11 protein-coding genes and 1 pseudogene are annotated in these 11,510 nt (G+C 64.1%); 7 read left to right on the top strand and 5 right to left on the bottom strand.

Translation table 11 applies throughout. From position 1 onward, the window contains the following. Positions 1-20: 20 nt before the first annotated feature. From LB538_RS27410 to LB538_RS27385, 6 genes are read left to right on the top strand one after another with little or no spacing between them, the layout of a single operon-like run. Positions 21-938, top strand: coding sequence for a proline iminopeptidase-family hydrolase (locus LB538_RS27410; protein WP_224532032.1), 918 nt, complete (start codon positions 21-23; stop codon positions 936-938). A 4-nt stretch (positions 939-942) separates the two neighbouring features. Next, positions 943-2,604 carry an ABC transporter substrate-binding protein gene (locus LB538_RS27405; RefSeq protein ID WP_224532031.1) on the top strand — a complete coding sequence of 554 codons (1,662 nt, stop codon included), beginning with the start codon at positions 943-945 and terminating at the stop codon, positions 2,602-2,604. Between the two features lie 60 nt (positions 2,605-2,664). Then, positions 2,665-3,660: an ABC transporter permease gene (locus LB538_RS27400; protein ID WP_224532057.1), complete on the top strand. Its 996-nt coding sequence runs from the start codon at positions 2,665-2,667 to the stop codon at positions 3,658-3,660. After that, positions 3,660-4,631 (top strand): ABC transporter permease, encoded by a 972-nt coding sequence (locus LB538_RS27395; protein ID WP_224532030.1) that lies wholly within the window; start codon positions 3,660-3,662, stop codon positions 4,629-4,631. The genes LB538_RS27400 and LB538_RS27395 overlap by 1 nt, the downstream gene beginning before the upstream one ends. Beyond that, positions 4,628-5,587 carry an ABC transporter ATP-binding protein gene (locus LB538_RS27390; protein ID WP_224532029.1) on the top strand — a complete coding sequence of 320 codons (960 nt, stop codon included), beginning with the start codon at positions 4,628-4,630 and terminating at the stop codon, positions 5,585-5,587. The genes LB538_RS27395 and LB538_RS27390 overlap by 4 nt, the downstream gene beginning before the upstream one ends. An 8-nt stretch (positions 5,588-5,595) precedes the next feature. Beyond that, the gene (locus tag LB538_RS27385; protein WP_224532028.1) at positions 5,596-6,585 is read left to right on the top strand and encodes an ABC transporter ATP-binding protein; all 990 of its coding nucleotides are present in this window, start codon (positions 5,596-5,598) and stop codon (positions 6,583-6,585) included. A 47-nt stretch (positions 6,586-6,632) separates the two neighbouring features. Here LB538_RS27385 and LB538_RS27380 read toward each other — a convergent pair whose 3' ends face one another. From LB538_RS27380 to LB538_RS27365, 4 genes are all read right to left on the bottom strand, one after another. Then, positions 6,633-7,187 carry a hypothetical protein gene (locus LB538_RS27380; protein WP_224532027.1) on the bottom strand — a complete coding sequence of 185 codons (555 nt, stop codon included), beginning with the start codon at positions 7,185-7,187 and terminating at the stop codon, positions 6,633-6,635. 99 nt (positions 7,188-7,286) lie between these two features. Continuing rightward, a complete protein-coding gene (locus LB538_RS27375) occupies positions 7,287-8,369 on the bottom strand; it encodes a YcjF family protein (RefSeq protein WP_224532026.1) in 1,083 nt (360 codons plus the stop codon). After that, a complete protein-coding gene (locus tag LB538_RS27370; RefSeq protein WP_224532025.1) occupies positions 8,366-9,838 on the bottom strand; it encodes a YcjX family protein in 1,473 nt (490 codons plus the stop codon). The genes LB538_RS27375 and LB538_RS27370 overlap by 4 nt, the downstream gene beginning before the upstream one ends. A gap of 63 nt (positions 9,839-9,901) precedes the next feature. Further along, on the bottom strand, positions 9,902-10,405 hold the full coding sequence (locus LB538_RS27365; protein WP_095765607.1) for a SixA phosphatase family protein: 504 nt from the start codon (positions 10,403-10,405) through the stop codon (positions 9,902-9,904). Positions 10,406-10,651: 246 nt separating this feature from the next. Here LB538_RS27365 and dksA point away from each other — a divergent pair, with 246 nt between their 5' ends. Then, the gene (gene dksA / locus LB538_RS27360; protein ID WP_095765270.1) at positions 10,652-11,068 is read left to right on the top strand and encodes an RNA polymerase-binding protein DksA; all 417 of its coding nucleotides are present in this window, start codon (positions 10,652-10,654) and stop codon (positions 11,066-11,068) included. A 117-nt stretch (positions 11,069-11,185) separates the two neighbouring features. Here the strand turns inward: dksA and LB538_RS27355 are convergent. After that, positions 11,186-11,510 (bottom strand): annotated as a pseudogene (locus tag LB538_RS27355) (hypothetical protein); the annotation flags it as partial.

Below are 11,510 nucleotides of genomic sequence, written 5' to 3'. Positions count from 1 at the left end.
CAACCACGCAGGGAGCCGGGATGCCGTCCGAGATCGTCAGCAAGGAAGGGCGGGCCGGGTTCGGCGCCTATGAAACCTGGTACCGGGTCAGCGGCGCCCTCGATGCCGGCAAGGCCCCAGTCGTGATCCTGCATGGCGGGCCGGGTGCTGCCCATAATTACGTCGATGCCTATAAGCTTCTTGCCCGAGGCGGCCGCGCCGTCATCCACTACGATCAGTTGGGCTGCGGCAATTCCACCTTGCTGCCGGAAAAAGGTGCCGATTTCTGGACGCCCCAACTCTTCATCGACGAACTGGAAAATCTCGTCGACCATCTCGGCATCCGCGGCGGCTTCCATGTGCTGGGGCAAAGTTGGGGCGGCATGCTGGGCGCCGAATTCGGCGTGACCAGGCCGAAGGGCCTCAAGTCGCTGACCATCGCCAACTCGCCGGCGTCCATGAAGCTTTGGGTCGAGGAAGCCAACCGGCTGCGCGCCGGTCTGCCCAGGGAAGTCCAGGAGACGCTGACGAAGCACGAGCAGGCCGGCACGACGGACGATCCGGCCTACCAGGAAGCGACGATGCGGTTCTACGAACGGCATGTCTGCCGGGTCGTGCCTTTCCCGCCCGAGGTGACGGAGACTTTCGCACAGATCGTGCGCAATCCGACCGTCTACAATGTGATGAACGGCCCGAACGAATTCCACGTCATCGGCACGCTGAAGAGCTGGAGCGTCATCGACCGCCTGCCGGCCATCGAGGTTCCGACACTCCTCATCTCCGGCCGGCACGACGAAGCCACACCCGCGACCGTGCAGCCCTTCAAAGACGGCATCAAGGGATCGCGCTGGCAGATATTCGAGCATTCCAGCCACATGCCGCATGTCGAGGAGCAGGAACTCTGCATGCGTGTGGTGGGAGACTTCCTGGACGACAACGACAACAGAAAAGGGGAATGACGACATGAAGAAACTGCTTTTGGCGGCGTCGGCCGCCGCATTGCTGGCCGGCTCGTGGCTCGCTCCGGCACAGGCCGAATATCTCAAGGAGCACCGCGGCGGCACCATTCGCCTTCTCGCCCGATCGGCGGCCGGAACGCTCGATCCGCATATCAACTACACGGACCAGGGCTGGCAGATGTACCAGCCGATCTATGACGGCCTGGTCGCCTTCCGCAAAGCCGAGGGCGTCGACGGCTTTTCCATCGTTCCCGACCTGGCCGAGGCGCTGCCCACGGTCAGCAATGACGGCAAGACATTCACCTTCAAGCTGCGCAAGGGCATCAAGTTCTCCAACGGCCAGGATCTTGGCGTGAAGGACGTCGTCGCCTCCTTCCAGCGCATCTTCAAGATTTCCGGGCCGACCTCGGGCACCTTCTATGCCGGCATCGTTGGCGCCGACAAATGCCTGGCCGACACCAAGAGCTGCACGCTGGAAGGCGGTGTCGTCGCCGACGAGACGGCCGGCACGATCACCCTCAATCTCACCAAGCCGGACGCCGAGATCCTCTACAAGCTTGCCTTGCCGCATGCCGTGATCCTGCCGGCGGACACGCCGGCGGAAGATATGGGCTCCAAGCCGATCCCCAGCACCGGCCCGTACATGATCTCGGCCTTCGATCCGAACAAGGGCATGACGGTTTCCCGCAACCCCAATTTCAAGCAGTGGAGCGAGGAAGCCCAGCCGGACGGCTATCCGGACGTCGTGCAGTATGATTTCGGCCTGTCGGAAGAGGCGGCCGTGACGGCGATCCAGAATGGCGAAGCCGACTGGATGTTCGACGCGCTGCCCAGCGACCGCCTCGGCGAGCTCGGCAGCAAGTCCATGGACCAGCTGCACATCTCGCCGCTTTCGGCCTGGTGGTACGCACCGCTTAACACCCGCATGGCGCCATTCGACAATGAAAAGGCCCGCCAGGCCGTCGCTTATGCGGTCGATCGCAACACGCTGGTCAAACTGTTCGGCGGCAAGGTGCTGGCTTCGCCGGTCTGCCAGGTCCTGCCGCCGGATTTCCCCGGACATGAGGACTATTGCCCCTTCACCAAGAACCCTGGCGCCAAATGGTCGGCTCCTGATGTCGACAAGGCCAAGCAGCTCGTCGAGCAATCGGGCACCAAGGGCCAGAAGGTGACCATCATTGTCGAGGACACCGCCATCTCGCGGTCGATCGGGGTCTATCTGCAGAGCGTGCTGACCAACATCGGCTACGTCGCCGACGTCAAGCCGATCTCGTCCAACCTGCAGTTCACCTATATCCAGAACACCAACAACAAAGTGCAGATGTCCGTCACCCAGTGGTACAAGGACTATCCGGCAGCGTCGGACTTCCTGAACATCCTGTTCAGCTGCGCCTCCTATCGCGAAGGCTCGGACGCCTCGATCAACATTTCCGGCTTCTGCGACAAGGATATCGACGCTCAGATGCAGAAGGCGCTGGACCTCGGCGTGACCGACCAGAAGGCGGCCGACAAATTGTGGGCGGCAATCGACAAGCAGGTCACCGACAAGGCACCGGCGGTCGGGCTGTTCACGCCGAAGCGGCTTGATTTCGTCAGCAAGCGCATCGGCAATTTCAAGTTCAACCCGCAGTTCAACTGGATTATCACCCAGTCCTGGGTGCAGTAAGGGGCCTGGGTCCAGTAACGAACCGCGGAATCACATATCGTGTCCAGCCAAGTCGCCGCCATGCCGCGCAAGACGCGAGGGCCTTGGGCCGTCGCGTTTGCGAGGCTGGCAACGGACAGGGCCGCCATGGCGTCCCTGGCTGTGTTCCTCATCATCGTTCTCGCCTGTTTCAGCGCGCCGCTTTATGCAAAATGGGCGGGCACGGACCCGTTCGCCTCGACGCTCGACGCCGTCATCCAGATCGACGGCGCCGACGTTCCGGTGATGGAACAGTCGACCGAGGGACTGGGGCTTGGCTACACGCCGATCGGTCCGACCTGGCGGCTCGGCAATTATTTCCTAGGCGCCGACAGCCAGGGGCGGGACGTCATGGCAAGGTTGCTCTATGGCGGCCTGAACTCGCTTTTGATCTCCGGCGCAGCCACCATCTTCACACTGATCGTCGGCACGATGGCAGGACTGATCGCGGGTTATTTCGGCGGCATCACCGACACGGTGCTGTCGCGGTTGCTCGACGTGCTCTGGGCGTTTCCGATCTATCTGCTGGCGATCTCGCTTTCCATCGTCACTATCGCGCAAGGCATCGCGATCGGCCCGATCGAGATACAATCGGGCAGCCTATGGCTGCCGATCATCATCATAGGCATCGTCTATATACCCTATGTGGCGCGGCCGATCCGCGGCCAGGTTCTGGCGCTGCGCCACAGCGAGTTCGTGTTCGCCGCGATCAATCTCGGCGTGCCGGGCTGGCGCATCCTGTGGCGCGACATCCTGCCCAACATCACCACCACCCTCATCGTGTTCGTGCCGCTGATGATGGCGCTGAACATGCTGACGGAATCGGCGCTTTCGTTCCTGTCGATCGGCGTGCAGCCGCCGGCCGCGAGTTGGGGCACCATCATCCAGGACGGGCAGGCGCTGCTCTACACAAGGCCGCTGGTGGCGCTGGTGCCTGGCCTGGCGATCGCCGTTTCCGTCATGGCGCTCAACGTCTTCGGCGACGGCCTGCGCGATGCGCTCGACCCGCGCTCCAAGGTCCGGCTGGGGCGCGACTGATGTTTTACGCCATCCTTCGCCGTTTCGGTCAGATGCTGTTCGTGATGTTCGGCATCTCGGTCATCGTCTTCCTGATCTTCTTCGCCACGCCCGGCGCCGATCCGGCGGCGCGCATCGCCGGCCGCAACGCTTCGCCGGAAGTGCTGGCTGCGGTGCGCCACAGCTTTGGCTTCGACCAGCCGCTCTACGTGCAATACACGCGCATGATGGAGAAGATCTTCGTCACCGGCGATCTGACCTCCTTCGTCAACCGCGGCTGGAAGGTGGTGCCGGCCGTCATGGATTCGATCCCGGTCACGCTTTCGCTGGTGTTCGGCGCCGCGGTCCTGTGGGTGGTCGTCTCCATCATCATCGGCATCGTCGCCGCGGCCACCCGCGACAGCTGGCTGGACAAGCTTCTGATGGTGCTGGGCCTGCTCGGCATTTCCATGCCGGTCTACTGGCTGGGCGAGGTGATGAACCTGATGACCCAGAGCCGCTACCACGACAGCTGGGCATTCTCCTGGGTGCCGCCGCTTGGCTATAAGAATTTTTCCGACGATCCCAAGGGCTGGTTCCTGACGCTGGTCATCCCATGGATCACGCTGGCCGTCCTCTATATCGGCATCTACGGACGCGTGCTGCGCGCGGCCATCATCGAATCCATGCAGGAGGATTATATCCGCACCGCACGCGCCAAGGGCCTGTCGGAGACCCGTATCCTGTTTCGCCATGCGCTGCGCACGTCGCTCATCGCCTTCGTCACCCTGTTCGGTCTCGACTTCGGCGCGCTGGTCGGGGGCTCGGCCTTGCTGACCGAGGTCGTGTTCGGCCTGCACGGCATTGGCAAGCTCACCTATGACGCGCTGCAGAATCTCGATTTGCCGATGATCATGGCGACGGTCATGTATGCGTCCATGTTCGTGGTCATCGCCAACGCGGTGGTCGATTTCGTCTATATCCTTCTCGATCCGCGCCTGAGGGCATCATGATACTGTCGGTGCGCGACCTCAAAGTCTCCTTCCGCACCCATGATGGGCCGGTTCGCGCCATCGACGGCGTTTCCTTCGACCTGGAGGAAAGCGAGATCCTCGGCGTCGTCGGCGAATCCGGCTCCGGCAAGACGGTGTCGCTGCTCGCCGTGATGGGGCTTATCACCGACCCGAACGCCACCATCGAAGGTTCGATCCGCTACAAGGGTCGCGAACTGGTGGGACTGCCGCCGCGCGAGCTGAGGCGCCTGCGCGGCAACGAGATCGCGATGATCTTCCAGGACCCGATGACGGCGCTCACGCCGGTCTACACCATCGGCTGGCAGATCGCCGAGCAGATCCGGGCGCATCGTGGTGTCAGCAAGTCCAAGGCGATGGAGCGCGTCGAGCAGCTGCTGGCGGAGGTGAATTTCCCCAACCCGCACGAGGCGATGTCGCGCTATCCGCACCAGCTTTCCGGCGGCATGCGGCAGCGGGCGGTGATCGCGATGGCCTTGTCCTGCGATCCGGCGCTGCTGGTGGCAGACGAGCCGACCACCGCGCTCGACGTCACCGTGCAGGCCGGCATTCTCGATCTCGTGCGCAAATTGCGGGCGAAGCACAAGTCGGCGGTGGTCTTCATCACGCATGACATGGGAGTGGTCTCCGAGCTCGCCGACCGGGTCATGGTCATGTATGCCGGCCGCGTTGTCGAGCGCGGCACCCGCACCGAGCTGTTTTCCGATCCGCGACACCCTTATACGCGCGCGCTGCTCGGCTCGATCCCGCCGCTGACCGGCCAGAAACCGCGCCGCCTGCCGGCCATCCCCGGTTCGCCGCCGTCGTTGCTGCGGCTGCCGGAAGGCTGCGCCTTCGGCCCGCGCTGTCCGGTCCGCTACGAGCCTTGCGAGGCCGGCAAGCCGGATCTCGGCGCGGGCGCGCACGCCGCCGCGTGCTTTCGGGTGGCGCAGGCATGAGCGAGCTGATGACAGATACAGACCGACCGATCCTCGAGACGCGTTCGCTGGCAAAACGCTTTTCGATCGGCAGCCGCTTTTCCGCCGAGGGCAGGCGGACGGTCCATGCGGTGGACAACGTCTCGCTGAGCGTGCGGCGCGGCGAGACTGTCGGCCTTGTCGGCGAATCCGGATGCGGCAAGTCCACGCTGGCGCGCTGCCTGGTTCGGCTCTACGACATCACCGGCGGCAAGCTTCTGTTCGAAGGCGACGACATCACCTCGAAATCGCTGTCCGAGCTCAGGCCGCTGCGGCGGCGCTTGCAAATGGTCTTCCAGGATCCCTCGGCTTCGCTCAATCCGCGCCGGCGTGTCGGCGATCTCGTCGCCGAGCCGCTGCGTATCCATGGCAAGGTTTCGGCGCGTGAGATCACCGCGCGGGTGGCGGAGCTGTTCGAGCTGGTCGGGCTGTTGCCGGACCATATGATGCGCTATCCGCACGAATTCTCCGGCGGGCAGCGCCAGCGCGTCGGCATAGCGCGGGCGATCGCGTTGAATCCCGACCTTGTCGTGCTGGACGAGCCGGTCTCCGCACTCGACGTGTCGGTGCAGGCCCAGATCGTCAACCTGCTCGCCGATCTGCAGGAGAAGCTGAAGCTCACCTATATCTTCATCGCCCACGATCTCTCCGTAGTGCGCCAGGTCTCGACGCGCATCGCGGTCATGTATCTCGGCTCGATCGTCGAGGAAGGACCGGCGGAAGAGGTCTTTGCGACACCCGCCCATCCCTACAGCCAGGCACTGATCTCGGCGGTTCCCATCGTCGAGACGACGCCTGCGGGCGCGCGCAAGCGCATCATCCTCACCGGCGACGTGCCGAGCCCGCTGAAGCCTCCGTCCGGATGCCGCTTCCATCCGCGATGCCCGATCGCGGCGGACCGGTGCCGTTCCGAGCGGCCGGAACTGAAGGAATATCGTCCGGGTCGCAAAGTGGCCTGCCACTTCCCGACTTTGACCTGAACCGTCTTGTAGCGGGTGGCGGACGCGGGCTGCCGGAACGCGCCGGATCAGTTCTTGGCGATGGCGCCGACTTCGACCGAATCGATCCGCTTCAGGCTCATGCCGATCACCGGCACCAGTTGATTGTCGACGCGCACGGCCACCGTCACGGTCATCGAATTGCCGTCGGGCACACGCGCCTGCATGACACCGTTCAACTGCTTGCGGTTGATGGTGAAAACGACCTTCTGGGCGTCGACGACATTGCCGCTGACAATGTCCATGCCACTTTCGGCCGAGCCGCCCATGAAGGTGCCTCGATAGCCATCGCGCCCCTTGCGCTCGACGCTGGCCGACATCTTCTGCGTGAACACGCCGACCCTGCAGCCGCCGTCAAGCGTCATGCCGAGCTTGCTGGCGGGCGTGGAGCCATTGAAATCGCAGGTGAATTTGGTGCCTTTGTATTTGCCGGCGATGATCTCGCCAGGGCCGACCCATCTGCCTTCGACGGAGCGGAAAAACTGCTTGTCCGGCTCTGCGCCAAGGGCCTTTTCGACGAGGCCGAGCGGCGCGACGATCGCAATGGCGGCAGGCAGGACGCAGGACAGGATCACGCTTCTCATCGACGACACCCGGCACGAAAGAGTCTATTCTTGGGACCGGACCGACCATGCAGAAGATTGGTTAATGCTTCGTCACCCGCGATGGGTCGCGCGTTTACCTTATCGGTCGTCCCGGCCGTCCTTTCGTGCCGCGAACGACGTCAGCGCCGAAAGGAAATCGCCGAGGCCCGGGCGCTTCACGGCGATGAACGGCAAGGGGCGGGCGGTTTCCATCGCGGCGATGCCGATGCGCGCCGTCATCATGCCGTTGACGACGCCTTCGCCGAGTTTTGCCGAGAGTTTTGCGGCAAGCCCATGGCCGACGATCTGCTGCACGAAACTATCGCCCACCGCGATCGAGCCGGTCACCGCCAGATGCGCGAGCACGCCGCGCGCCAGCCGGAAGAAGCCGAGCGTGCCTGGGCGGCCGCCATAGAGTTCGGAGAGACGCCGGATCAGCCGCCCGGCCTCGAACACGACATAGGCGATGTCGACCAGCGCGCGCGGGCTGACCGCCGTTATGAGGGACACCCGTTTCGCCGCCTCCAGAATCATGACTTTGGCGCGGGCATCGAGAGGCGACAGGATCTCGGTCTCGGCCAGCCGCACCAGATTGGCGCCATCGATGATCTCGCCGCGCAATTCGGCCAGCGAACGGCGGCCGGCGGCGGTCTCGGGTTTTGCGGCGACGAAAGCCGAGAGCTCGTCGACCAAGGCGCGCGCCGCCTTCGGGTCGTCGCGCGCCACGGCATCCAGGGCCCGTTTCTGCATCTTTTCGACTTCGGCAAGGCGGGCGACGGCGAGGAATTCGCGGATCAGAATGACGAGCAGCGAGAGCAGCGCGATCGCCGCCATGCCGGCCGCCAGCCAGCCGAGCCATTCGGCGCGTGCGAACAGGTCGCGGATCAGCTGGTCGGCCCAAAGGCCGACCGCCAGCGAGACGAGCACGCCGAGAGCGCCGAAGAACAGCCGGGACAATAGCGAGCGCTTTCTCGGCGCTGTCGCCGGCGGCGGGACCGCGGCCTCGATATCCGGCTCGTCGAAGACGTCGACTTCCGAGGGGATCACGACCGCTACATCAGCCCTCGCGGCACGTGGTCTGCGCGCCGGCGGCTCCTCGGCGGCGCTGTTTCGCTGTGGTTGCGGCGGCGCTTCGGTCTCAGGCTCGATGCGAAAGGCCGCCGGTTTGCGGGGCGCGGTCATGCCAGATGATCTCCGATCAGGAACTGCAGCGCGCGGTCGAGCCGGATATGCGGCAAGGACAGCGTGACGCCTTCGGCGGTGCGTTCAAGCTTCGGCGGGCGGAAACGCACGAAGCGGATCGCCGGTTCGGCGCTGTCCACCTGCGATCCGGAAACGTCGAAGACGGCATCCACCTTTTCCGGCAAATCGCCCGGGAAAATGGCGGTTTCGGCCTTTCCGTCGAATGTCTCGCCGTTGATCGTCTCGCTTTTCAGCGGCGTGCCGATGATGACGGGGAGTGTCTCTCGCCCCCGCTTCACCGTGCCTTCGCGGGTCGAGCGAACCGCCGCCATGGCGACGACATCGACGGCGGCACCGCTGAAATTCGCCCGCGCGACGGCCCGGTCGGTCAGCCGGCGCACGATCGCCTGCAGCCGGTCATGGCTTTCGTGGTGCAAATGGTCCGCCTTGGTCGCGGCCACCAGGATGCGGTCGATGCGGCGCGAGAAGAAGTCGGTCAGGAAATTGCCCCGTCCGGGCCGGAAGCAGGACAGGATCTCGGTCACAGCGCGCTCCAGATCGGCCATCGCGGCCGGGCCGGCATTGAGCGCCTGCATGGCGTCGATGAGCACGATCTGCCGGTCGAGGCGGGCGATGTGCTCGCGAAAGAACGGTTTGACGACATGCGTCTTATAGGCCTCGTAGCGGCGCTCCATCATCGCCCGTAGCGATCCGGAGCGCGGCCGGCCTTGCGAGAGCGTCATCAGCGGCGCGAAGGTGAGCGCCGGCGAGCCTTCGAGATCGCCCGGCATCAGGAAGCGGCCTGGCGGCAGCGTCGACAGCGCGCGGTCGTCGAGCTTGCACGCCTTGAGATAGGCGGCAAAACTTTCGGCCAATCGCCGGGCGGTCATCTCGTCGGCGTCGGCATCGGGATCGATGGTGGAGGCCAACTCACGCCAGGCCTGCGACAGGTCGCAGCGGACGGGCAGGGCGGCCAACTCGACCGCCTCGCGCGAAAAATCGGCGAAGGATTTGCCGAGCAGTGGTAGGTCGAGCAGCCATTCGCCGGGATAGTCGACGATGTCGACCGACAGTTTTCCGGCTGAAAACAACCGGTTCCAGCCGGAAGCCGACTCATATTCGATGGTGAGCCGGAGCTCGGAGATAGCGCGGGTCGAGTCCGGCCAGACGCGCTCGTTCACCAAAGCCGCGACATGGTCTTCATATTGGAAACGCGGAACGGCATCGTCCGGCTGCTCCTCGAGGAAGGCGCGGGCGATGCGGCCGGATTTCTGCGCCTGGAACAGCGGCAGGCGACCGCCATGGATGAGATTGTGGACGAGGGCGGAGATGAACACCGTCTTGCCGGCGCGCGACAGGCCGGTGACGCCAAGGCGCGTTGACGGAGAGAAGAGCCCGGCGGCGCGGCCCGACAACGTGTCGAGCGCAATCCTCGCCTCGTCGGTAAAACTGGTCAGCGATGATGCCAAATCAGGCCTCTGGTTGCGCGTCAGCGCCCGATATAGGCCCTGCACCGCGCGTTTGAAATGGCCTCAGAGGTCGGCCGGCGTGAGAAAGGCTTCGAGATAGCCATTGCCCTGGGCCGCTTCGGCAAGGTTGCCGGGAAAGCGAACCACGGCAAGGCCGGAGGTCGGAAAACCGTGATTCATCATGCCGCGCGCCGTCTGCTCGCCATTTCCGGACACCGCCATGGCCAGATCTTCGGTCATGGGGTTGTGGCCGATCACCAGAAGCTGGCCAGCGTCCCGATTTTTGCGGATGATCTCCAGATAGCCTGCCGCATCCTCGCTGTAGAGCGTGTCGAAGAACAGCACCCGGCCGGTGTCGGTGCGCCCCGCCAGGCCTTCCAGCGTCTGTCTGGCCCGCTTGGCGCTGGAGCAAAGGGTGACGTCCGGCACATAGTTGCGGGCCCGCATGGCCTCTCCGATCGCTTCGGCATCGGCCATGCCCGATTCGTCGAGCGGGCGGTCGAAATCGCGCATGCCGGGCAGCGCCCAGCCGGCTTTGGCATGCCGCAACAGATAAAGTCTGCTCAACCGGACCCCCATGGCGCTGCCTTCGTGACAAAGCGCGATTAGTCACCAGAACGATGTCATGCACAATGGTCGGCCGGCAACTGCAACGAATCATGTGCGAATTCGTTTTCTGCCGTTGAACAACGTTGTCGCCGGAGTTGCCGATGCAAGACTAACAATTGCGTGAAACTGTCGCCGATAGCGCTTGTGCAGGCTCTTTTCCCCGAATATATAGGCGCCAAATTTTGGGGTTGTTGGGTGAGTCGAATGAACGATATCGTTACCGCCAATTACGTACCCTCCGAAGACGAGCCGTTCATGAACGAACGGCAAAAATCGTACTTCCGTCAAAAGCTTATCACCTGGAAAAACGACATTCTGCGCGAAGCGCGCGAAACCCTAGAAATCCTGCAGCAGGAAAACGCCAATCATCCCGACCTAGCCGATCGCGCCTCCTCCGAAACCGATCGTGCCATCGAATTGCGCGCCCGCGATCGCCAACGCAAGCTCATCTCGAAAATCGACTCCGCGCTCCAGCGTATCGACGAAGGCACCTACGGCTATTGCGAGGAGACCGGGGAGCCGATCGCGCTGAAGCGGCTTGATGCACGTCCGATCGCGACGTTGTCGATCGAGGCGCAGGAGCGCCATGAACGCCGCGAGAAGGTCTATCGCGACGACTGACGCGATCCAACAGGCAGGAACATCAAAAATGGCCGGAATTCCGGCCATTTTTGATTTCAGCGCTCCCATTGTCTTTGCCGACACAGGCGCGAAAGGCTCGCTTGCGCCGTTGGCCGGTCAGCGCTTGTGGCTGCCCAACTCGCCAAGCAGCTTGGTCATCTCGTCATCGAGCGAAGGCTTGGCCGCGGGCTTGCTGGGTGCCGGCTGGGAATGCGTCTCGTCGAGAGAGGTCTCGAGCTCGTGCATCAGCGTGTCGTCGATGGAATCGTTCGGGGGCGGCGGCGCATATCGGGTGCTTCCGTTCGTCGTTCCGTAGCCCGGCAGCGGCATAACCTTCGCCGTCGGCTGGCTCGGCGCCGCCGGCTTGGGCGCGGGTGCGGGCGCCGGCGCGCGCGGACGTGCGACGGCAGGCTGGGCGGCAGGCGGCGGCGCCGGCCGGGCG

It is taken from the genome of Mesorhizobium sp. Ca11 (assembly GCF_020165275.1).
GTDB lineage: Bacteria > Pseudomonadota > Alphaproteobacteria > Rhizobiales > Rhizobiaceae > Mesorhizobium.
This window is presented reverse-complemented; position numbering and strand designations above follow the sequence as displayed.